This is a genomic window from Atribacterota bacterium (assembly GCA_028717805.1).
Classification (GTDB): Bacteria; Atribacterota; Phoenicimicrobiia; order Phoenicimicrobiales; family Stramentimicrobiaceae; genus Stramentimicrobium.
On the sequence record JAQUNC010000014.1, the window covers coordinates 1 to 24349 of the forward strand.

Consider the following 24349-nt stretch of genomic DNA (forward strand, 5'->3'; position numbering starts at 1 on the left):
CGAAAATAGGAAAGAACCCTCCGTAAATCCTTATCCAATAAGAGTTTTAAAGCTGGAGGTGAAATGTAAAAGCGTATGCTCTGGAAAGCCTTGTAAAGTATGGGTTTCAGAGTTTTCTGAAAGCATGTAGAAATCATAAGTATAGGAGGTGAAAGTGATAGTAAAAATGTAGATAAATTGCTTTTAAAAGAAAAATAAATAATAGATAGAAGGAGAGAAAAAAATGAAACGTTTTTTGATATTGGCAACAGTTATAATTTTCTTGGTTTGTTTGGCAAGCAGTGGAGTTTTTTGCCAGAGCGGAGAAGTGACAACATTAACATTCTGGACATTCCAGGAGAGTCATAAAAGGTTTTTAGAAGATGCTGTTGAAACCTGGAACAAAGACAATCCGGATAGACAGCTCAAGCTGGAAGGCACTGTATATCCATATGAAGATATGCATAACAATCTCCTGATTGCCTTACAATCAGGAATAGGAGCTCCCGATCTCGCAGATATTGAAATAAGTATGTATGCTAATTATCTAAAAGGAACCAAACCTGCCCTAGTATCTTTAAATGATATCATCGAACCCCTGGAAGACAAATTGATTATGGGCAGATTTGAAAGTTATGCCAAAGATGGAATATATTATGGCATTGATTATCATGTTGGAGCAACAGTTATGTATTATAATACCGAAATACTTGATAAGGCAGGGGTCAATGTTGAAGATATTAAAACAATTGCAGATTATGAAGAAGCCGGGAAAAAAGTGGTAGAAGAAACAGGTATACCTTTTACTGTAGTAGAGGTTACCGAACACTGGACCCTTTATCAGGAAATAATTAAAGCTGGTTCTGATATATTTGGTTCAGACGGAGAGGTTATTCTTGATAGTAAAACAAATATTGATATCTTACAAACCCTGTCAGATTGGGTAAATGTAGATAAAATTGCAGTTTCCTGTCCGGGTGGATATACACACTCTGAAGAATTCTGGGCTTTTATGAATAATGGTGGAGCTGCATCAGTTCAAATGCCATTTTGGTATTTAAACAGATTTACTGATTATATGCCTGATTTGAAAGGGAAAATACTGGTTGCACCTGCACCTGCCTGGACAGAAGGAGGAACAAGGTCTGCAGGTATGGGCGGAACCGGTACTTCTATTACTAATCAATGCAAACACCAGGAATTAGCAAAAGAATTTTTAGCTGCTGCAAAATTATCTGAAGAAGGCACTATTAAGACCTATACAGTACTTGGATTTGATCCATTGAGATGGGATGTTTGGGATGCTCCAGAAATGTCCGAGCCAAATGTATTTACAGATTACTTTGTAAATGGGATTGATCTTTTCGATGTGCTTTTAGAGGTTAAGGATGAAATTAATCCAACTGTAATTACTGATATTTATCCAGCCGCAATTAATTTACTTAAATCAGAGGCTTCCTATAGAACAATTGCCCAACAGACTGCAACTCCTGAAGAAGTATTAAAGCAAATTGCGGATGAACTACGTGCAATGCAATAAAAAAAGAACAGCTAAATCTCTAATAATTTTGGCTGTTGACTTTTATGTGCAGGGATGTTTACAACCCTGCACATAAAAGGAATTCATGATTTTTCATTCTATGAACGTCTGGTGGTTTAAATGCATATGATTAATAAAACCCATAATACCATAAATTCTTTAACAGTAATTCCTTATATTTTTGTTTTACCTTTTATAATTACCTTTTTATTATTTTTTTTATATCCAATTATTTCTGCCATAATCATGAGTTTTCAGGATATAGCAGGATTTAGAGATGTAACCTTCGTCGGATTTAAAAATTACAGGAATTTATTGAATCCTCATTATTACAATGCTTTAAGAGTAAGTTTCACCTATACATTTCTTACAATAGCTATATTAATTCCTCTTCCATTAGTTTTGGCAGTATTATTAAATAATAAAAATTTACCGGGACGTAATATCTTCAGGTCAGCATTGTTCATGCCTGCTCTAACTTCAGTAATAGTAGGTGGTATGTTTTTCAGGTTTGCTTTTGGTACCCAGCCCACTGCATTATTTAATCATATTATTGGCTGGTTTGGATTGGAGCCAGCAGTTTGGTTGCAGGGAAAATGGACTGGTATGCTGGCAATGGTTGTCTTATGTGTGTGGAGATGGACTGGCGTCAATATAGTATACTTTCTAGCTGGTCTTCAGGGGATTCCTAACGAATTGTATGAATCAGCAGATATTGATGGAGCAAATGGTTTACAGAAATTTTTTCATATAACTGTACCGTCATTGAAACCAGTTATTATTTTTGTCACCACAATCAGTGTATTCGGCGGATTTTCTATGTTTGCAGAAAGTTTTGCTTACTGGACTTCCAGGTCTCCGGGAGATATTGGTTTAACCCTGGTAGCCTATATCTATCAAACCGGATTTAATTATAATAATTTTGGTTTTGCCTCAGCTATTGGCATTACCTTGCTCGCAATCATTATGACAGTTAATCTTATACAGTTAAAGATATTTGGATTTTTTAAAGAGGGCTAGAATAATGGAATATAAATATAAGAATAGGACAAAACAAAATAAAACTGGATTTTACCTATCATTGGCCGTATTAATTGTTATTTGCTTACTTTATCTGGCTCCGTTTTTTTTCATGTTAATTACTTCATTTAAGCCAGGTCAGGAAATGCTCCGAAAAGGGCTTACCTTAAAAATAGATTTTGATATCATGACTTTTAATAATTACAGGATATTATTTTTTGAAGATAATAGATATCTAAGCTGGTTTAAAAACAGCCTGATTATTGCTGCGATTTACACCTCATTTTCAGTATTTTTTTCATCCTTGGTTGGTTACGGACTTGCTGTTTATAAGTTTCGAGGGAGAAGATTTCTTTTTTTGCTGGTATTGCTGGTAATGATGATTCCGTTAGAAATATTATTACTTCCGTTATATAGATTGATGATTGAATTGAAACTAATGAATACCTATCTGGGTGTTGTTTTACCATTTGCAGTTTCACCATTTGCAGTTTTCTTTTTCAGGCAGTATGCCATGGGAATTCCAAGAGATTTAATAGAGGCTGCTCGGGTTGACGGCTGTGGTGAATTCAGGATATTTTTTAAAATTGTTGTTCCATTAATGAAACCAGCTTTCGGTGCAATGACTATACTAATGGCTTTAACAAGCTGGAATACTTTTGTATGGCCTTTGGTTGTATTAAGATCATCTGATAAACTGACTTTACCGATTGGTCTTATGTCGCTTCTTACTCCCTATGGAAATTCTTATGATATGATTATGCCCGGGGCAGTTATTTCGGTAATCCCAGTTGCTGCGCTCTTTTTTATGAATCAAAAGGCATTTATTGAAGGTTTAACAGCCGGGGGAGTTAAACAGTAATTATATGGTATGTTCTCTCTCAAGATAGGTATAATTATAATGATTATAATAATTTATCTAATATGAAAATATTCAGACTTTTATTAATATCAATATTATTGTTCCCGCTTGTGTTTACTGAATTTCTTTATTGTACACAATTTGATTCTGGAGAATATCAGAAAGGAGAGAATCCTGCTTTGAAAAATGTTGAGTATAAAAATCCAATAATCAAACAGCGTGCAGATCCGTGGATTTATAAACATTCAGATGGTTATTATTATTTTACTGCCTCTGTTCCGGAATATGATCGCATAGAAATAAGAAGGGCAAAAACTATACAAGATATTGGTTTAGTAGATGGAGTAACAATCTGGAGGAAGTATAATTCTGGAGAAATGTCGGTCCATATCTGGGCTCCGGAAATCCATTACATTGAAGGAAAATGGTTTATATACTTTGCTGCCGGGGGACTTGATGGTGATATATGGGGAATTCGGCCATATATATTGGAGTGTACTGATGAAAATCCAGTGACTGGCAATTGGCAGGAAAAGGGTATGATGAAAAAGTCAGCAGAGGACGACTTCTCTTTTTCCAATTTTTCTTTAGATGCAACAACCTTTGTACATGACGGGATGAGGTATTTTGTATGGGCACAAAAAACACATGAGTTACATAATCCCTCCAATTTATATATTGCGGAGATGGAAACTCCATGTACTATTAAAGGTAAATCCGTAATGATTGCTACCCCGGAATATAGCTGGGAGAAAATAGGATTTTGGGTTAATGAAGGACCTGCTATAATAAAGCGAAACAATAAAATATTTATTAGCTACTCTGCTAGTGCAACCGATTCTAATTACTGCATAGGGATTTTAATTGCTTCTGATAAGGCAGATCTATTAAATCCGAACTCATGGAATAAATCTCCTGAACCAGTCTTTAAGACTAACGAGGAAAACAGTCAGTATGGACCAGGACATAATAGTTTTACTGTTTCGGAAGACAATAGTAAAGATGTGCTAGTATATCATGCCAGAAACTATAGGTATATAGTTGGAGATCCTCTTTATGATCCAAATCGACACACCCGTGCCCAGGTATTTAATTGGAATGAAGATGGGACTCCTAATTTTGGAATCCCGGTCCCTGATTAACAATAGGAGTTTTTTAGGTTTAATAATGAAGAAAGCTAAGTGCGTAATTGATAAGGAATATAAAATTGATGAGGTTGATAAACGTATTTATGGTTCTTTTATTGAACATCTAGGACGTGCAGTATATGGAGGGATCTACGAACCAGGTCATCCCAAAGCTGACAAACATGGGTTTCGTAAAGATGTGATAGATTTGGTAAAAGAGTTGAAGGTACCTATTATCAGATATCCAGGTGGAAATTTTGTGTCAGGGTACAACTGGGAGGATGGCATCGGTCCTAAGAATGAAAGAAAAAGCAGATTAGAACTTGCCTGGAGAGTTATAGAGCCAAATCAGGTAGGAATTAATGAGTTTGTAGAATGGTCAAAGATCGTTAACTCAGAGATAATGCTGGCAGTTAATCTGGGTACGAGAGGGATTGAGGAAGCTAGAAATTTTATAGAGTACTGTAATCACCCAGGTGGAACTTTTTATAGTGATTTACGAATAAGACACGGCTACTGTGAACCACATAAAATAAAAACCTGGTGTCTGGGCAATGAAATGGATGGTCCCTGGCAAATTGGTCACAAAACCGCCGAAGAGTATGGACGCTTAGCTTGTGAAACTGCCAGAGTAATGAAACTGGTTGACCCGACTATTGAATTAGTTGCATGTGGCAGTTCACATAGATTAATGGACACTTATCCAGATTGGGAATCTACTGTACTGGAACATACCTATGAAAATATAGATTATATTTCTCTCCATAGTTATTATGGAAATCCGGAAAACGATACCCCAAACTATTTAGCAAAATCCCTTGATATGGATGGATTTATTAAATCAGTAATTGCAATCTGTGATTGCATTAAAGCTAAGAAAAGAAGTAATAAAATTATTAATCTTTCTTTTGATGAGTGGAATGTCTGGTACCATTCCAGAGAGCAGGATAAAAAAATAACACCCTGGTCCATTGCCCCTCCGCAATTAGAAGATATCTACAACATGGAAGATGCCTTACTTGTGGGAAGCTTATTGATTACCTTATTAAAAAATTCAGATAGAGTAAAGATAGCCTGCTTGGCACAACTGGTTAATGTCATTGCCCCGATTATGACTGAAAAGAACGGAATGGCATGGCGGCAGACAATTTTTTATCCATATCTGCATACCTCACATTATGGTAGAGGAACAGCATTGTATCCTCTCCTGGAAACTCCTAGATATGATAGCAGAGATTTTTCCGATGTGCCTATTCTGGATACGGTTGCTGTTTTGAGTGACAACAAAAATGACATAGCAATATTTGCTGTGAACAAGGATATCAAGGAAAACATAATCGCTAATTATCATATAAAAGGTTTTGGAGAATTTAGGATTATTGAACATATTGTTTATCAGAATGATGATGTAAAAAAAGTAAACTCAAAAGATTACCCATTTAGAGTTATACCTGAAATAAAGAACGATTCTGTTATAGAAGAAGGAATTCTAAAGGCTTTGTTACCAAGACTGTCATGGAATGTAATCAGAATTTCAATTGGACAATAGTTTAATCAGAAAATATCTGTTCAAGATGTGGGTAATTTTACTGGGAAAGGAGGTGAAAAGCATATTTAATAGAGTACTTGTCAAAGTAAGATACAAAATTGTTTTATTGCAAAAAATATTTTATATAAGAAGGAGAGAAAAATGTTAAGGAAAATTTACTTTTTAGTATTATTGGTGTTGGTTAGTGTAGTTTTTTTAAACTTGCCTGTAATAGCACAGCAAAATGAGGGACCTATTGTAATTTACTTCTTTCCGGGTGGTTCCCCAGGATGCACCTTTGGCACTGTTGTTTACAACGGGGCGGTAGCAGCTGCTGAAATATTAGGGGATAAGGTGGAAATAAGATATGTGTGGTCTGACTGGAGTCCAGAAAAGATGGTAGACCAATTTCAGCAGGCTGTTGCAGCTAATCCTGATGGGATTGCTATTATGGGACATCCTGGAGATGAAGCCTATCGACCATTTGTGGAAGAAGCACGGAAGCAGGGAATTATTGTTACCAGCCAGAATACTACCTTACCTGAACTAGAAAAAGCCTATGCTGCAAATGGATTTGGATATGTAGGTCAGGAACTTTATGAATCTGGATATACTCTCGGTACAGGCACCATTCCAAGGGCTGGCTTAAAAGAAGGGGATAGGGCACTTGTTTGGGGGTTATTATCACAACCAACCAGAGGGTTGAGGACCAAAGGTGTTATTGATGCTTTCGAAGAGATTGGAGTGAAGGTTGATTATATAGAAATCTCAGCTGAGGTGGATAAAGATGCTGCTACTGGTATACCAGTAATTGCCGGTTATTTACAGGCTAATCCCGATTGTAAAGTAGTGGTAACTGACCATGGCAATTTAACCTCTTCACAACGGGTTTATTTTGAGACAGCCGGCTTAAGCCCTGATGATATTTTTGGAGCTGGCTTCGACTTATCTGCGCCAGTGGTAGAAAGCATAAAAACCGGTTATACTGATTTAGTATTAGATCAACAACCATTCTTACAGGGTTTTCTACCAGTTATGCAAATCTATTTAACTAAGATGTATGGCTTCTCAGGACTACATATTGATACTGGTGGTGGCCTAATCAGTAAGGACAACATTGATATAGTAGCTCCATTAGCTGAAAAGGGAATAAGATAACTAATTTAGATAATATCTTGCAGGAAGATCTTCCATCTTCCTGCAAGATAACAAATAGGATAACTCTATCTGGTCAAAGGAAGGAGTGGCAAGCAAATGGAAAAATTACTTGAAATGAAAAATATTTATAAATCTTTTGATGGAGTTGTTGCTCTAAAAGGTATTGATTTTGAGGTTGGCTATAATGAAGTAGTAGGTCTTTTGGGGGACAATGGTGCAGGAAAATCAACCTTAATTAAAATTATTTCTGGAGTACACTCTTTTGATAAAGGTGAGATGTATATTAAAGGAGTAAAAATTAATTCCAGAAGGTATTCTGTGAAAATTGCTCATAGTCTGGGTGTGGAGACTGTATATCAGGAAAAAGCGTTAGCTGAAAAACAGACCTTATGGAGAAATATTTTTATTGGCAGGCAAATTACCAATAAATTAGGCTTTATTGATATAAGAAAAGAAAAGGAAGAGACAAATAAAATAATGCGTGTTTTTATGGGTTTTAGAGGTATAGGAGCTGATGCTGATTCAGCTATAAGAACTTTATCTGGTGGTGAAAGAGAAGGAGTTGCAATCTCCAGAGCAATGTACTTTGAGGCAGATCTTGTTATTCTTGATGAACCAACTATGGCTTTATCATTGCAAGAAGTAAACAAAGTCCTGAAGTTTATTCAGGATATAAAGAATAAAGGAAAATCCTGTATTTATATATCTCATAATATTGCCAATATTTATCCTGTTTCAGACCGCTTTGTGTTAATTGATAGGGGGAAAATTGTTGGTACTTATCAACGTAAAGAAATATCTTTACACGAATTGAGTGAGGAAATGATTAGACATACTGAACAGGGTAAACCAGTCAGCCAGAGTGGAAGGAAATTGTAAGATGAACAATTTAGATAATAATTCCGAAACAAAAGGTACTACCAGGTATAAGTCACAGATAGCTTTAATAATAATGGCTATCAGTATTTTTGGTTTATTTATGATTACCAGTCCCGAGGTTTTCTTAAAAGGTAGGATATATCAGGCTTTCTTATCTACAGTTCCCATAATGGGTTTTATGGCTCTTGGCTTAACATTTGTTCTGGCTATGGGTGAGATTGACCTCTCCTTTCCTTCTGTCATGGCTCTTTCCGGATATATTTTTGCTGTCACATTTGAGGCTACTAATAGTGTTATTTTAGGCTTTCTAGTTGGTCTTTTATCAGGAGCAATAGTAGGATTTATTAATGGTTCATTAGTTACCTTGATAGGCATTCCTTCTATTGTAGCTACCCTGGGAATGCAGTTTTTAATTAGAGGTTTTAGTAATATCATCTCTAGTGGTTTAGCTAAAAGAGTTTCTCTGGATACTACTTTTTCCTATAAAATATTTGCAGAGAGGTTATGGGTTATACCAGTCCAGGCAATCTGGTTTTTGGGATTAGCAGTGTTTTTCTATTTTTTGCTTTTAAGGCATAAATTTGGTGAACAGGCATTATTTATAGGAGATAACCAGGAAGCTGCCAGGATGATGGGAGTAAATGTTAACAGAATGAAGACCATGGTATTTATCTTAATGTCAGTTGTGGCCTCATTTGCCGGAATAGTCAGCTGTTATCGGATGAGAACCTGGTGGCCTACCCTCGGAGAAGGATACTTAATGATGGTAATGGCTGCTGTTTTTGTTGGCGGTACTTCTATGTTTGGCGGTGAAGCAAGTATTGAGGGTACTTTTATTGGGGCTTTTATTATTGGTTCACTGGAAGCAGGAATTGTTGCGGCAGGACTGTCTGGTTTCTGGACACAATTTGTTTGCGGTATTTTAATTATAGTATCAATTATTATTCATACCCTGTCAAAGAGGAGAAAAGGGAGTTAAAGGGTATTGTGGTTTTGATAATTTATTTTTTCAGATGAATTTACTCTAAAGTGTAAACAGTATTCGAAAATACTATAAATAAAATATATTAAGGAGGACGATAATGGTTAATTTTTCGGAAGTAAAATTAGCGATAGTTGCAGTAAGTCGTGATTGTTTCCCCGTTGAACTCAGTCGTAATAGAAAAAATATGCTCCTAAAAGCATGCCAAAATAAAAATATAAGTATTACCGGTATTGAAAAAGTGGTAGAGAATGAAAGGGATGTACTGGCTGTTTTAACTGAATTAAAAGAGAAAAATATTAATGCATTGGTAATTTATCTTGGCAATTTCGGACCTGAGGGGACAGAAACAATTCTGGCTCAGAAATTTGCAGAGCCTGTTATGTATGTTGCAGCAGCAGAAGAGACTGGAGAAAATTTGATCGGAGGTCGTGGTGATGCCTTTTGTGGTATGTTAAGCGCCTCTTACAATATGGGACTCAGGGAAATATATCCATATGTTCCTGAGTATCCTGTTGGTATAGCCAGTGATGTTGCTGATATGATTTTAGACTTTGAAAATATTGCTCGAATAATCCTTAGCCTGAAAAAACTAAAAATAATTAGCTTTGGTCCCAGGCCTTATGACTTTTTAGCTTGTAATGCACCCATAAAACCTCTCTATAAGTTAGGAATAGAGGTAATGGAAAATTCGGAATTAGATCTTTTTGAGGCTTTTAATAAACACAAAGATGATTCCAGGATACCTGCAATTGTTCAGGAAATGGAAGAGGAATTAAATAAAGGGAGTAAATATCCCGAATTGCTTTTTAAATTAGCACAGTATGAACTTACTTTAAAAGATTGGCTGGAGCATAATATTGGTGCATCTAAATTTGTGGCATTTGCCAATAAGTGCTGGCCAGCTTTCCAGACCCAATTTGGATTCGTGCCCTGTTTTGTTAATTCTCGGTTTGCTTACAGAGGAATACCAATAGCTTGTGAGACTGATATATATGGTGCCTTAAGTGAATATATCATTACCGTTGCTACTAAGTTACCACCAGCTTTATTAGATATAAATAATACTGTACCTAAAGATATTTATGAAGAAAATAAGGATCAAGTAAAAGACTACAGATTAAATGATTTATTTATGGGATTTCACTGTGGCAACACTCCTTCTTGTTTTTTAAAGGATGCTGAATTAAAATATCAATTAATAATGCACAGGTTACTGGAGAAGGATAAAGAGCCTGATATAACCAGGGGGACTCTGGAAGGAACAATAAGACCGGGAGAAATTACTCTCTTTAGATTACAGGGGACTGCCAGTTGTGAACTAAAAAGTTACCTAGCTGAAGGAGAAGTTTTGGACATAAATCCAAAATCTTTTGGCAGCATTGCTGTATTTGCGGTAAAAGAGATGGCTAGATTTTATCGGCATGTACTTATTGAAAAAAGATTTCCTCATCATACTGCAGTAGCGTTCAAGCACACTGGTAAAATTTTATTTGAAGCTATGAAGATATTGCAAATCGAGGATATTTCTTATAATCAGCCCGAATCTCTACTTTATAAAAAAGAAAATCCATTTAGATAAATATGCTATGAAGGTACTGTTTAGGCCAACCTTAATCCGTATTGAGTAGTGGAGTAGTACACTTATGGAGAAAAATGATCAATTTATACCAAAATATTATCAACTAAAAGAATATCTAAAGGATATGATTCAAAGTGGAGGTGTTTTACCCAAACAAAAATTACCTTCCGAAAGTGAACTTATCCGGCAATTTAAGATAAGCAGGCACACTGTACGCCATGCTTTTAGTGAACTGGAGAATGAAGGATTGATATATAAAGAACAGGGTAAAGGTACTTTTTGTGCTTATCGGGGGAGCAAGAAAGAGAGAAGAATAGCGGTGTTAACCACCTATATTTCCAATTATATTTTTCCATATATCATCAGGGGTATTGAAGAAATCCTATGTGAATCAGGGTTTTCCTTCAGTATAGCCAGTACAGGTAATGATAAACAAAGAGAAGAAGAATGCATGAAGAGATTATTGGAACAGGATATCTCAGGATTGATTGTGGAACCAACGAAAAGTGCTAGACCTAATTTAAATTTGAAGTACTTCCAGGAGCTGGAGCGACGTGGTGTACCATACATCTTTCTGCATGCAACTTACCCTGACCTTGATTCTGCTTATATAATAATGGATGATGAAAAAGGCGGTTATCTTGCTACTAAATATTTATTAGAATTAGGCCATAGGAATATTGCCGGTATATTTCTCTCTGATGATTTACAGGGAGTAAGAAGACAGACGGGATTTCTATCTGCCCTAAAGGAATATAGTATTTCTATTAATAATGAGTATTTAGGTAACTATAATACTGAACAATTGTTTTCTTATCCCTTCCACTTTTCCATGGACTTATTGCGAAAAAAGAACTGTCCTACCGCTATCGTATGCTATAATGATCAGATAACTATTCAGGTTATTGAAGCTATACGCCGTAGTAACCTGAAAATACCTGTCGATATTTCGGTAGTGGGATATGACAATTCAAATTTGGCGATAGCAACTGAAGTTAAATTAACCACCATAAACCACCCAAAAGATGAGATGGGTAAACGAGTTGCACGTATGATTGTAGATATGATTGAAGGCAAAGAGGATAAACCAGCATTTATCTATCAGCCTGAACTTATTATCAGAAGTTCATGTGCGTCGGTTTCACAAGAGCTAAGCAGAACTAAATAAATTAAATTGAAGAGAATTGCACATATGTAATTTCTAATCCGGAGTAATTCAAAATAGAAATTTTATTGGAAAAAAGAATAATTTATATGCTGGGGAGGGAGATGAATAAAACATGCTGGAAAGTTTAAAAAAAGCAGTATATGAAGCTCATATCAATCTATGGGATAATAAATTGGTGATGTGGACTTCCGGAAATGTAAGTGCACGAGATTCAGAAACCAATTTTGTTGTTATTAAACCCAGTGGAGTATCTTATAAAGACTTATCACCTTCCAATTTAGTAGTAGTTGATTTAAACGGTAATACCATTGAAGGATCCTTAAAACCTTCAGTAGATATGGCTACCCATCTTTATGTATATAAACATATGCCTGAGGTAAATTCAGTAATCCATACTCATTCTACTTATGCCAGTGCCTTTGCAGCTGTTGGTATGGAAATCCCTGTTTGTCTTACTGCTATGGCCGATTTTTTTGGAGACAAGATACCACTCGGTGAACTGGTATTAATTGGAGAAGAAGAGATTGGTAAAGAAATTGTAAACAAAATAGGAAATTCTAAAGCTATAATTATGAAAAATCACGGTCCATTTACTATCGGGAAAGATATTAAAGAATCTTTGCAGGCAGCTATCTTTTTAGAAGAAGCGGCTAAAGTCATAATTATAGCTAAAATTCTGGGAGAACCACAAATTATTCCAGGAGATATAGTGAAAATACTTCATAAAAATTATACAGAAAAATATGGACAGAAAAGGAGATAAAAGATGTCAAGCCAGTTTCTGTTAGGAACTGATATTGGTACACAGGGTACTAAAACAGTAATGGTGAATCCTGATGGTCAGATAATTTCATCAGCATTTTCAGAGTATGATGTCCTTAAGCCGAAACCGACCTGGGCTGAGCAATGGCCTGATGTATGGGTAAAGGCAACCTTTGAGACAATAAGTAAGACTTTAGAGAAGTCCAGAGCAAAACCAGGTGAGATTGCCGGAATTGCCTTGAGTGGATTATACGGTGGTTCTGGTATACCGGTTAATAAGGCGATAGAGCCGATAAGACCCTGCCTTATCTGGATGGATCGACGTGCAACTGAGGAAGTTCAGTGGGTAAAGGATAATGTAGATAAAAACAAAATTTTTGGTATCACCGGAAATTATGTCGATTCCTATTATGGATTTACCAAGATGATGTGGATTAGGAATAATGAGCCAGATAACTGGAAAAAAATCTTTCAATTTATAACTCCCAAAGATTATGTAATATATAAATTGACTGGAGAGAATATTATAGATTTTTCTTCAGCAGGAAATATTGGTGGAATATTTGATATAAAAAAGAGAATCTGGTCTGAGGAAATGTGTAATATACTTGGTATTCCCAAGTCAATGTTACCCCAACAGATCGTAAAATCTGCTAATATTATAGGTAAAGTTTCCCGAGGAGCTTCGCAGTTATGTGGTTTACTGGAAGGAACACCGGTAGTTGCTGGTGGAATAGATGCGCCAGTAGCTTCTTTAAGTGCTGGAGTTCTTGAAGAAAAGAGCCATGTAGCTATGGCCGGTACTTCCATATGCTGGGGAGTGGTGCATAAAGGACAGCACCTATCTCCAAAATTAGTTAGTTTTCCCTATGTAGCTTATGACGATGAGATGATTTATACTTTTGGGGGAGCTGCAACTGCCGGAGGTATTGTCAGATGGTTTCGGGATCAATTCGGAGAAAAGGAGATGTCTGCCGAAAAAGAATTGAATGTCTCAGCATATCAGCTTATGGATAAAGAAGCTGAGAAAATTACTCCCGGTTCAGAAGGGCTCTTATTATTACCATATTTTATGGGCGAGCGTTCACCCATCTGGGACCCTGATGCCAAAGGAACTATAATTGGTTTAACCTTATATCATACCAGGAATCATATCTACCGTGCGATTCTGGAAGGAGTTGCCCTTTCTTTAAGACATAACATTGAAGCTGGTTTAGAAAGTGGATTAGAGCTGGCAGAGGATTGCATAATGGTCGGCGGAGCCACTAAATCACCTCTTTGGCTTAAGATGTTTTCAGATGTAACCGGATTTCCTATTAAAACTCTCAAGCAAGATGTAGAGGCACCCTATGGAGATGCCTTGCTAGCTGGAGTTGGTACAGGGATTTTAAATTCTTATCAGAAGATAAAAGATTGGGTACAGTTCAATAATCCCATATATCCTGATGAGAAGGTGAAAAAAATTTATGACCAGTATTTTGTAGAATATAAAAAAGCATACGAAGTTCTCAAGGATACTATGAAAAGATTAAGCCGAATATGATCATATTTATTTAACCATTTAAAAGATGATTAAGGTTATTCCTGATCAGAGTATAAGGATAAGTGTTTTCAAACTAAAATCATTATGATCATGATAACGTTTATTATTTAAACTGAAAAAATAAGACTAACTACTGAAAACCTATAAAATTTATCATTTTCAGTTATACTTGAAAATATATACTAATAGTAAATTTATGATAGGGGTAAGTTTATTTATAGAAGGGATGCTGGCATGGAAAAAACATTGGTTTTAATCAAACCTGAGGCCATAAAAAGAGCTCAGGTGGGTGAGATTATATCTCGATTTGAAGGAGTAGGTTTAAATTTAGAGGAAATGAAAATAATACGGCCTACCAGGGAAATAATAGAAAAGCATTATCCAGATAAGCAAGACTGGATTAGGAATGTGGGAAGCAAAACAATAGATACTTATAAGAAATATAATTTAGATTTAAGGAAAGATCTGGGTACCGAAGATGCCCTGGAAATTGGTCAAATAATTAGAAAATGGTTAATTCAGCATTTAACTGCTAGTCCTGTGGTAGCTCTTATCTTAAGCGGTAACCATGCAGTTGAGGTAACCAGAAAAATTGTAGGTAGCACAGTTCCTCTTTTTGCGGAATTGGGGTCTATCAGAGGTGATTTTTCTGCAGATTCTCCCGATTGCTCTACCCCGGAAAAAAGGGTCTTATACAATTTAGTCCATACTTCTGAATCAGTAGAAGAAGCAAGACGGGAAATTACTCTCTGGTTTGGAGATGATTTTAACAGAAGTTAGCCTTCTATTATTGATAAAGGAATTTGAACATGATTGATTTAACTATAAATGAAGAACAACTGAGAAGAACAATTAAAAGAGCTAAGGAAAAGAATATTATTATTCCCACTTTTAAGCAAATGAAAAATCCAGAGCTTATTCCAAAAGGAATCAAAGAAAAACTAAAAAAGATTGGTTTATGGGATATTGACTCTTACAATTTATTTCGCATTACCTGGAAGAATCAACCGGTAAAAGTTGGTGGACTTTTTGGTGGCGTTAATGTTCTAGAATTACCCTCACAATTAACCGGTGTTCCAGCGCGGATAATTGGATTGGTAGGCAAGTGGTTCCCAACTGGATCGCATAAAGTAGGAGCTACCTTCGGATGTCTGGTTCCACGATTGATAACCGGACAGTTTGATCCGACTAAAGATAAAGCAGTTTGGCCTTCTACCGGTAACTATTGTCGGGGAGGAGCCTATAATGCGGACTTGCTTTCCTGTGCATCAATTGCCATTCTACCAGAAGGCATGAGCAAAGAACGTTTTGAATGGCTATCACAGGTAGCAGGAGAGGTGATTGGTACACCAGGTTCAGAAAGTAATGTGAAAGAGATCTTTGACAAGTCCTGGGAATTAAAAAAGACCAGAGATAATGTGGTGGTATTTAACCAGTTTGAAGAATTTGGTAACTACCTCTGGCATTATGAAGTTACCGGACAAGCGATTAAAGAGGTATTGGACCAGGTTATGAATTCCAGTGAAAAATTTAGAGGCATAGTATTAACTACAGGTTCTGCAGGTACCATAGGCTGCGGAGATTATTTAAAAGAGATATTTCCCAATAGCAAAATTGCTGCAGGGGAGGCTTTACAATGCCCGACTCTCTTAGCAAATGGATTTGGTGCTCACCGTCTGGAAGGTATTGGCGATAAGCATGTACCCTGGATTCATAATGTAAAGAATACCGACTTGGTCATTGCCGTTGATGACAACAATGCTATGGGGATCATCCGGTTGTTTAATGAACCTGCTGGAAAGGATTATTTAAAGGAGTTGAAGATAGAAGATGACATAATTGACCAATTGCCATTACTGGGAATTTCCAGTGTTGCTAATTTAATTATGGCTATTAAGTTTGCTAAATACTACGAACTTACTGAAAAAGACATTGTATTTACCGTATTTACCGATTCTATGGAGCTCTATGGTTCCAGATTAAAGGAGTTGCAAGAACAGTTTGGTCTCTATGATAACCAGGATGCTGCCATTGACTACCATCGTAATCTAATGGCTTTAACTACTGATTACTTGCAGGAGTTAACCTATTATGATCGAAAAAGGATTCATAATTTAAAATATTTTACCTGGATAGAACAGCAGGGTAAGGATTTAGAAGAATTAAATTCTCAGTGGTATGATTATGATAATTACTGGTATGATATTCGTAATCAGGTTGATAGAATTGATGAACTTATTGCTGAATTCAATAAAAAAACCGGATTATTATAATATTAAATCTCGAATTGCACAGTAAAAGCTTTTAAATACATCTCGACGACCGATTACTCCCACCAGTTTATTCTGGGTGGTTACCGGTAGAGTGTGAATGTTTCTATATTTCATTAAGGCGATAATTTCATCAAGATTTCCTTCAGGACTCACGGTAATAATTTCTGTAGACATGGCAAAGCTTACCTTTGGTTGGGAATAATCAGCGCTATTGTTTTTTAATACTTCTCCGGTCTTTATCATATCCATTACTAGAAAAAGGTCATTTGCTGTTATTATACCAATGATTTCATCATTTTCTAAAACCGGAAAACCGCTGATCCTTTTATCAATCATCAATTCAGCAACATCAGCGAGGGTATCATCTTTTTTTACGATAACAACATCTTCGGTCATAATATCTTTTGCTTTTATCTGTTTTAATCGCTCTGCTAACTTTTGCAGGTTAAAAGAATGAATTCTGGTCATTTCTGTACCTCAAAAACATTGTTCTTAAATATTTATCTCAATATCATTATTATTCAGGGAAGATATATTTGATTTTTTTAACTAATTCAAAAATATCATATGGTTTTTCTATAAATAGAGTTGCTCCAATATCATAGATAGTTTTTTCCAGATTAATTTTACTGCTTGTAATAATAACAGGAATCTTGCTAAATTCCTTATGTTTTTTTATCTCCTGTAATAATTGAATACCATTCATAGTTCCCTGCAATGTTATGGAAGAGATAATCAAATCAACCCATTTTCTTTTCAAAGTCACTATTGCTTCAGTACCATGATACATCACATCAACAATATAATTTTCTAATTCCAGATTCCTTTTCAGTCTCTCTGCTTGCATAACATCTCCGTCCACAATAAGAATTTGTTTTTTGGTCATTTATCTCTCCATTTATTTAAGATAAAAGGTATATGTTTTATTCAAATTCAACAGGTATTCTTGGTGGCGTATATTAATTTTTTCCTGATAATTATCCGGTACTGCTTTAGTAGCGGAAAGGGTAACATTAATTTTATGTTTTTCTATTTCCAGGGAATACCAGATACATTTGTATTTTATCTTAAATTTTATATGTTTCCATTTTTTAGGAAGGTCAGGATCTATATTTATTATACCATTAATTACATCTACACCGGCATATCTTTTCAGAGCAATATTTATGGAACCACCCATTACTCCGGTATGTATTCCTTCCGGTGTAGTTCCGCCTTGAATATCATTGATATCGGAGTTTAGCACCTCACAATACCATTTCCAGGATTGTTTGGACTGCCCTAAAATATCTGCTAAATAGCAATGCACCACTTTACTAAGGGTAGAGCCATGAGAGGTTCTCTGAACATAATAGTTATAATTTTTTCTTGAAATCTCTTCATCAAATCTGTATCCCAATTGATGAAAAATGTCTTCTAGTTCTGATAGAGAAAATAAATAGGGCAGCATAAGAGTGTCAGCCTGCTTTGCTACCTTATAATCATTGGGAGATTTACCCTCTGCTTTTAAGATACGATCCATTCTCTGAATGTTACCATATTTTTTTTTATAAGCCTTCCAGTTCAGTTCTGGCAGAGAAAAATAGCCATCAAACTGGCTAATAATTCCTTCTTCATTTATTATCAAATTCATCTTTCTGGTAATTTCGGTCCAAACTATTAGTTCTTCTTGATTTATTTTTAATTTTCTAAGCAACCCTTCTTTTCGTTTTAGAGGAAGTATAGATGACAGCATCTCCAGTGCTCTTTGCAAGGTCCAAACAATCATTATATTGGTATAAGCATTATCTTTAAAACCAGCTTCAATTGACCCAGGAAGCTTTTCATGAAACTCATCTGGTCCCATTAATCCTCTGGTATGGTATTTTTGATCTTTTGGATCAAAATAGGACAAACTAGCCCCAAATTGGGCAATTGATAGGAATAGCTCAGCTCCATATTTACACAGAAAATCAAAATCATGTGCTATTTTCCAATGTTCCCATATACTATAAGCAATAGCAAAAGAAATATGTCTCTGATTTCGGCTATAATCAGGTCCCCATTTACCGGATTTGGGATTAAGGTGAATAATTTGTGTCTCTTCTTCTCCGCTGGAGCCGCTTTGCCACGGGAACATTGCTCCCCGGTAACCATTTTCTCTGGCATATTTTCTAGCCTGTTCTAATCTGCGATAACGATAGAGCAGGGTAGATTGTGTTACCTCCGGCAAACGATAATCATAAAATGGTAAAATATATACCTCGTCCCAAAAGATATGACCGCGATAAGCTTCACCGGATAGACCTCTGGCAGGTATGCCCACATCTAATTTAGAATTATGGGGAGAGGCAGTTTGCAGGAGATGAAAAATATGTAACCTTAAGGTTTTTTGTGAGAAGATAGGTCCTTCTGTTTCTAAATCAAACATATTCCAGAGATTAGACCAAACTTCTTTTTGTGATGCTAATAGTAATGAAAAATCAGAAACTTTTTGCACTGATTCAATAGCACTTTTTAAGGGATTTTTGCTATCCTTATCCAGAGATGTATAAATAGAAACTATTTTTTCTACAGTATATCTCTCTTGTTTTCTTACCTGGATTTTAAATTCCTGAAAGATAGCTTTCTCTTCCTTTTTGGTATTGGTGGAAGTTAATTTCACTTCCTTACCGTTATTGTTGATAGATACATGAGAAGCCATAGCGATTTGTATATTTGATTGGTTGGTATTAACAGCTAAATAGATACCATCATCAGAAAATTCCCCGCTTGGTTCTGCTATCAGATGCAAGGAATTCAGTTCACCATATCTTTCTACTCCCCTATTTTCAACATTACCATCTAAACCGGAGCGAATAATAACTTCACCGTCGTAATTTTCAGAAATAATAGAATATTCTTGTGCTACCAGATGTATATTGCCCATGTGGACTATTCGACGGGTTTCTACATTGGTTATCTTCCCGGAATCTTCTTTAATTTTATAATTTCTAATTAATAGTGCTTCTTTCAGGTCTAATTTTTGATAATAGGAAACAATATGATGAAGAGAGGGCATTATCCATTCCTGGTCTTGACCGGTTTTAAAAGTCAGAGATAACCAGTTGGGGCAATTAACCAGGTCTTCGTTAGCAATGGTTTTTCCGGCAACGTTACTGTCTAATTTATTATATACTCCTGCCAGGTAGGTTCCGGGGTAATGGATTCGGGAGGCAGTAGATTCGTTAAAAGCCCCCCTGGTACCCAGATAGCCATTGCCTAAAGTGCATAAAGCCTCTCTAAGTTTTTCTTGACCTGGTTCAAATTTAAAGTATTCTAAGGACCAGGGAGAAGAACCGTAATTATTATTGTTGTTTTTTATAAATTGCCATAACCTGTTCAAAGAATCTTTGTACCTCTTTTGGTGATTGTAACTGAAAATCAGCAGTGGAAGCTTTTTCTGGATCATCTGAGACTAAAATGGCAGTACCTCTAGTTATTATGGTACGGAAGGCATATTCATCAGTGGTATCATCTCCAATGTAGAATGCTGCTGTTGATTCCCAGGTTATATCAAGAGCATCCATAATCCATTTAACTGCTTTACCCTTATCCCAGTCTATATTGGGAAGAATTTCAAAAACTTTTTTACCTTTTAATATTCTCAACTCATCATATTTTTGTACCATATCATTTACTACCTTTTTAATGCATTGTAAATCTATTGAACTTTTTACCTTACGATAATGAACTGCTACACTAAATTTTTTCTCTTCAATCAAGACCCCATTTATATTATTCAGTTTTTCTTTTAGTAGCTTTATAATTCTAGAAATCAAAGGGATAGTTTTTTTTGCATCCGGGTGAATCATACTGAAACCACCTGGTCCTTCTATATCAAAACCATGGCTACCGGCATAAAAAATACCCTTTATTCCAACCAGATTTTGGACATCTTCTCTTAATCTACCACTGACGATTGCCACAGTATGAATGCTGGCTAAAGTCTCTACTGTTTTTTTCATATCAGGAGAAATAATAGCCAGTTCAGGACTTTCTACAATGGGAGTCAAAGTTCCGTCATAATCTAAGAATAAGGTCATTTTTTGCCTGGTATTGATAACAGATTTGCCGGTACGCTGATAGTAAGGATTAATAAAAATATTTTTTCCATTAAGATGTTCCCGGGGGAATATCTGGGGTGCTTTTTTCAGGTTTTCAAAACATAAGAAAAAAGATTTTGGTTTTCTTAAAAACCAGTTATTTATTAAATCAACACTTATTTCTGATAAATCAGGTACGACCAGATCTGCTCCATGTTTTGCTAATTCCTTTTCATTGTTTTCTCTGGCTACACCCAGTACCAAACCAAATCCCCCATTTCTACCAGCTTCAACTCCAGATGAGGCATCTTCCACTACCACAGAAGTTTCGGGAAGACTATCCAGGTTTTTAGCAGCGGTCACAAAAATATCTCCTTCCGGTTTTCCTTTTAGATTTAACTTTTGAGATACAATTCCGTCTACCCTTGTTTCAAATAAATACTCCAGGTGAACAGATTTTAAAACCGAGAGACAATTTTTAGAAGAAGAGGCTACTCCAACTCTGATCCCGTTATTTTTTAAATTTTTAATAAGGATGATGGTTGATTCAAAAACCTCAGCTCCTTCTTTCTGCAGCAGTTTATCAAATAATTGATTTTTTTTATTGCCTATTCCACAAATTGTTTCTTTATCCGGAGAATCAGAGGGATCTCCGAAGGGAAGGCGAATATTGCGTGATGACAGGAAGTTTTCTACTCCCGTATAGCGAGGTTTTCCATCAACATAAGTAAGATAGTCATTCTGGTAAGTAAATTCTTGAAATGGTTCCCCATTTCTTTTTGCTCTTAATTTAAGATATTCATCAAAGACTTTTTTCCAGGCATGAGCATGTACTGTAGCAGTTTTAGTTATCACTCCATCAAGGTCAAATATTACTGAATGAAAAGCAAGCCTATTTTTCATTTATTACCCCCTTTCTTTCTATTTTTTCCATTATTGCCTTAAGGGAAGTAAAAGATATATAAGCTGATGAATGATACACTACTCTAAGCAGGTTAGGTTTAGAAAACAGATTTCTAAACCTACTTTTCAAATAATACTGGATTAATTATAAATTGTCAATTTAATATCTTATATAGTAGTAATTACTATTATGATATTATATGACACTATTATTTTATAGCATCGGAATTCCATAAAAACTCCTATGCTCTAAAATATTCTTTTTTAAATTCAGGAAATATATGCTAAATTAGATATTAATATGATATAGTATACCTATAATTTTATACCTAATAGTTCTCCAGGGGAAGAATTCCCCTGGAATATCCTGAGGACAGTGAAAGGTTTATAGTTTTTGTTTAAATTTTTTGAGTATTACTGTTGCATTTGATTCATGCAATACGCATGACTAATAACAAAATGGTCATTATAAGGAGCACTTTTTTGTTCCTTGCCAATAGCAAAGCGACAAAGCAATCTCATCCATTTATGCCAGATGAGATTTTAACTGAAAACCAAAAACTGAAAACTTTAAACCATTTTACTCTAAGAACCAAATACTTGATACCAATACTAGCTACCAACGACTTATACTATATACTGGTATACTATATACTAATTAAGGGATTCTAAAGTGGGAAGGATTCCCCTTTAAATAATTAAAACAACAAAAGGGAAGGTCAATGTCTAAAACAACAAAAAATAAATATATTGATTTATTGAGCTATCAGCAAAAACAAAAAATCATTTATATTGTCTTTACTTTATCAATTATATTAACTTTTTTAACTACCTTATTTTTAGTTTCTGCCTATGCTGATGTGCCGTTAGTAAAACTTGGAAATGAAGTTCTGTTGGAAGATTATTTTTATCTTATTGAAGGTAAAAAGGTAGGATTAATAACCAATCAAACCGGCGTAGATAGTAGAGGAGTAAGCTTCATTGATAATCTCCTTGCTACACACAGAGTAAAGCTGATAGCTCTTTTTGCTCCCGAACATGGATTGGATGGCAAAACCAAAGCCGGTGCCCAGATAAATTCTTATATTCACCCACTTTATGATATACCTGTTTACAGTCTCTATGGTAACACCAGAATGCCTACTGAGGAAATGTTATTTTCGCTGGAAGTCCTTATTTTTGATATTCAGGATATTGGAGCTCGTACTTACACTTATATGTCTACACTTCAATACTGTATAATAGCAGCGGAAAAATACAATAAACCAATTATTGTTTTGGATAGACCCAATCCGTTGGGTGGAATAATTGTGGAAGGTCCAGTTTTAGAGGATAATTTTAAATCCTTTGTGGGGGTAGATAATCTGCCTATGTCCCATGGTATGACTGTAGGAGAATTGGCTCAATTCTATAATCGTAATATTGGTGCTGACTTAGTTGTAATCCCTATGGAGAGATATCATCGAGCCATGACCTTCTCTGAAACAGGGCTTCCTTTTGTCCAGACTTCACCAAATGTTCCGGATCTTCAATCTGTATATGGCTATATGGCTACTGGATTAGGAGAGGGAACTGGCGTTTTTCAAAGAGACCAATTCCGATGGATAGGTGGTAAAGGACTTGATTCATATCAGTATGCTGAAGTTCTCAATAAGGCAGGACTCCCTGGAGTATGGTATATTCCTGAAGATCGGGACACAGCAGGTGGAGTACGTCTGGATATCTATGATCCTTCTGTTTTCAACCCTGCAAAAAGCGGTATTTATGCTCTGGCTTATGCCTTTATACAGGGAGATTTCCAGGTCCCAAAGAGTGTACCGGGTAATCTTGTTATGTTCGATAAAATCATGGGTACCGATAAAATTGGTCTTTTACTGGAAGACAAGATACCTCCTCAGTTGATAGTAGCCTATTATACTCCAGAGCTGGAAAAGTTCAAAGAAGAACGGGAGCAATACCTTATTTCTTTCTATAAGCAACCAGATTCTTAAAAAAACATTAATAAAATAGTATTTTATGAATAAAAAAGTGGATAAAAAGATAAATAAAAATTTAAAACAGATAATCTATTTCTTTTTCATTTCACACGGATTACCTTTTTTCGTAACTGGAATAATAATTATACTTTGTAAATCAGGGTCCATTACCAATATCTTTTTTGCTCAGATAATATATTTAAGTATGTTAAGCTCGGCTCTTGCTGCTTTCTTTATTTTATTCAATTTTTATGGCCGAGAAGAGAGGTAAAACTATTGGTTAACGGTTACTTGATTATAAAAGGATTACTCCAAAATTGTTGTTCCTGGTACTTATTTTTCCTTTTCTGGTGAAGTATTTTGCGGCAATAATGGCGCTGACTTTAATTGGGCAAGGTTACAATTCAGTATAGCCCCAGAAATGACTTTATCTTATGCTTTTTTCTTGCTTTTTTTGGTCCCATAACTGAAGAATTAGGGTAGAGAGGTGTAGCATTACCAGAGCTGGTAAAAAGATATGATTTTACCATTGCCGCTATTTTTCTGGGATTGATGTGGGCAATATGGCATCTACCTTTATTTTTTATTAAAGGAAGCTATCATTACCAATTGGGGTTGGGAGGCCTTGCCTTCTGGAATTATATGCTGAGCATTATTTCCATTTCTATCCTGTATGGAGCAGTCTATTATAAAGCTGGTAAAAGTATTTTAATAGTCATCTTATTTCATTATCTTGATAATTTGGCTGGGGAGACATTTCAAATTAGTTTAAGTGCTAAAATCCGGGAAAGTATCTTAAGAACTGTGTTAGCATTATTAGTACTATTATATCAAAAGAGATTATTCCCGAGTGATTCTTTTCCCAAAAAACTCCTTTAGTAGTATCTGCTATCTAGTATTTTGTAATTAGATATTTGTATAGTACAGTTTTTTATCTCAATCCTATGCTGGTATAAGAGGATGAGATTGCCTGAGATTGCTACACTTCCTGAATTTACTTGCC

The 24349-nt window shown here is 35.5% G+C and carries 19 protein-coding genes and 1 pseudogene; 16 read left to right on the forward strand and 4 right to left on the reverse strand.

Features of this window, described 5'->3' with window-relative positions:
* Positions 1-223 precede the first annotated feature (223 nt).
* The 14 genes from PHD84_04490 to PHD84_04555 all read left to right on the forward strand — a co-directional run bounded on the left by PHD84_04490 (position 224) and on the right by PHD84_04555 (position 16403).
* Positions 224-1519: an extracellular solute-binding protein gene (locus tag PHD84_04490; protein MDD5637058.1), complete on the forward strand. Its 1296-nt coding sequence runs from the start codon at positions 224-226 to the stop codon at positions 1517-1519.
* A gap of 126 nt (positions 1520-1645) precedes the next feature.
* Entirely contained in the window at positions 1646-2539 is an 894-nt protein-coding gene (locus tag PHD84_04495; protein MDD5637059.1) for a sugar ABC transporter permease, read from the forward strand.
* Positions 2540-2543: 4 nt separating this feature from the next.
* The gene (locus PHD84_04500) at positions 2544-3401 is read left to right on the forward strand and encodes a carbohydrate ABC transporter permease (GenBank protein ID MDD5637060.1); all 858 of its coding nucleotides are present in this window, start codon (positions 2544-2546) and stop codon (positions 3399-3401) included.
* A gap of 179 nt (positions 3402-3580) precedes the next feature.
* Positions 3581-4543, forward strand: coding sequence for a glycoside hydrolase family 43 protein (locus PHD84_04505; GenBank protein MDD5637061.1), 963 nt, complete (start codon positions 3581-3583; stop codon positions 4541-4543).
* A gap of 25 nt (positions 4544-4568) precedes the next feature.
* The gene (locus tag PHD84_04510) at positions 4569-6077 is read left to right on the forward strand and encodes an alpha-N-arabinofuranosidase (GenBank protein ID MDD5637062.1); all 1509 of its coding nucleotides are present in this window, start codon (positions 4569-4571) and stop codon (positions 6075-6077) included.
* 141 nt (positions 6078-6218) lie between these two features.
* On the forward strand, positions 6219-7214 hold the full coding sequence (locus tag PHD84_04515) for a substrate-binding domain-containing protein (GenBank protein MDD5637063.1): 996 nt from the start codon (positions 6219-6221) through the stop codon (positions 7212-7214).
* A 96-nt stretch (positions 7215-7310) separates the two neighbouring features.
* Positions 7311-8093, forward strand: a complete 783-nt coding sequence (locus tag PHD84_04520) for an ATP-binding cassette domain-containing protein (protein MDD5637064.1) — start codon at positions 7311-7313, stop codon at positions 8091-8093.
* Position 8094: 1 nt separating this feature from the next.
* Positions 8095-9072, forward strand: a complete 978-nt coding sequence (locus PHD84_04525; GenBank protein MDD5637065.1) for an ABC transporter permease — start codon at positions 8095-8097, stop codon at positions 9070-9072.
* 103 nt (positions 9073-9175) lie between these two features.
* Positions 9176-10657: a fucose isomerase gene (locus tag PHD84_04530; GenBank protein MDD5637066.1), complete on the forward strand. Its 1482-nt coding sequence runs from the start codon at positions 9176-9178 to the stop codon at positions 10655-10657.
* A 64-nt stretch (positions 10658-10721) separates the two neighbouring features.
* Complete coding sequence (locus tag PHD84_04535; protein MDD5637067.1) at positions 10722-11825, forward strand: GntR family transcriptional regulator; 1104 nt, start codon at positions 10722-10724, stop codon at positions 11823-11825.
* Positions 11826-11937: 112 nt separating this feature from the next.
* Positions 11938-12588: an L-ribulose-5-phosphate 4-epimerase gene (locus tag PHD84_04540; protein ID MDD5637068.1), complete on the forward strand. Its 651-nt coding sequence runs from the start codon at positions 11938-11940 to the stop codon at positions 12586-12588.
* Between the two features lie 3 nt (positions 12589-12591).
* The gene (locus PHD84_04545; GenBank protein ID MDD5637069.1) at positions 12592-14130 is read left to right on the forward strand and encodes an FGGY-family carbohydrate kinase; all 1539 of its coding nucleotides are present in this window, start codon (positions 12592-12594) and stop codon (positions 14128-14130) included.
* A gap of 234 nt (positions 14131-14364) precedes the next feature.
* Entirely contained in the window at positions 14365-14910 is a 546-nt protein-coding gene (locus PHD84_04550; protein ID MDD5637070.1) for a nucleoside-diphosphate kinase, read from the forward strand.
* 29 nt (positions 14911-14939) lie between these two features.
* Positions 14940-16403, forward strand: coding sequence for a pyridoxal-phosphate dependent enzyme (locus PHD84_04555; GenBank protein ID MDD5637071.1), 1464 nt, complete (start codon positions 14940-14942; stop codon positions 16401-16403).
* Here the strand turns inward: PHD84_04555 and PHD84_04560 are convergent.
* The 4 genes from PHD84_04560 to otsB are packed head-to-tail and all read right to left on the reverse strand — an operon-like array spanning position 16398 to position 21370.
* Positions 16398-16871 carry a CBS domain-containing protein gene (locus PHD84_04560; GenBank protein ID MDD5637072.1) on the reverse strand — a complete coding sequence of 158 codons (474 nt, stop codon included), beginning with the start codon at positions 16869-16871 and terminating at the stop codon, positions 16398-16400. The genes PHD84_04555 and PHD84_04560 overlap by 6 nt on opposite strands.
* A gap of 49 nt (positions 16872-16920) precedes the next feature.
* Positions 16921-17289, reverse strand: a complete 369-nt coding sequence (locus PHD84_04565) for a response regulator (protein ID MDD5637073.1) — start codon at positions 17287-17289, stop codon at positions 16921-16923.
* Between the two features lie 12 nt (positions 17290-17301).
* Positions 17302-19767, reverse strand: coding sequence for a glycosyl hydrolase family 65 protein (locus tag PHD84_04570; GenBank protein ID MDD5637074.1), 2466 nt, complete (start codon positions 19765-19767; stop codon positions 17302-17304).
* Positions 19730-21370 carry a trehalose-phosphatase gene (gene otsB, locus PHD84_04575; GenBank protein MDD5637075.1) on the reverse strand — a complete coding sequence of 547 codons (1641 nt, stop codon included), beginning with the start codon at positions 21368-21370 and terminating at the stop codon, positions 19730-19732. The genes PHD84_04570 and otsB overlap by 38 nt, the downstream gene beginning before the upstream one ends.
* Positions 21371-22092: 722 nt before the next feature.
* On the opposite strand from otsB, the gene PHD84_04580 reads away from it, so the two are divergent.
* A complete protein-coding gene (locus tag PHD84_04580; protein ID MDD5637076.1) occupies positions 22093-23361 on the forward strand; it encodes a DUF1343 domain-containing protein in 1269 nt (422 codons plus the stop codon).
* A 486-nt stretch (positions 23362-23847) separates the two neighbouring features.
* A pseudogene (locus tag PHD84_04585) lies at positions 23848-24225 on the forward strand (CPBP family glutamic-type intramembrane protease).
* Positions 24226-24349 lie beyond the last annotated feature (124 nt).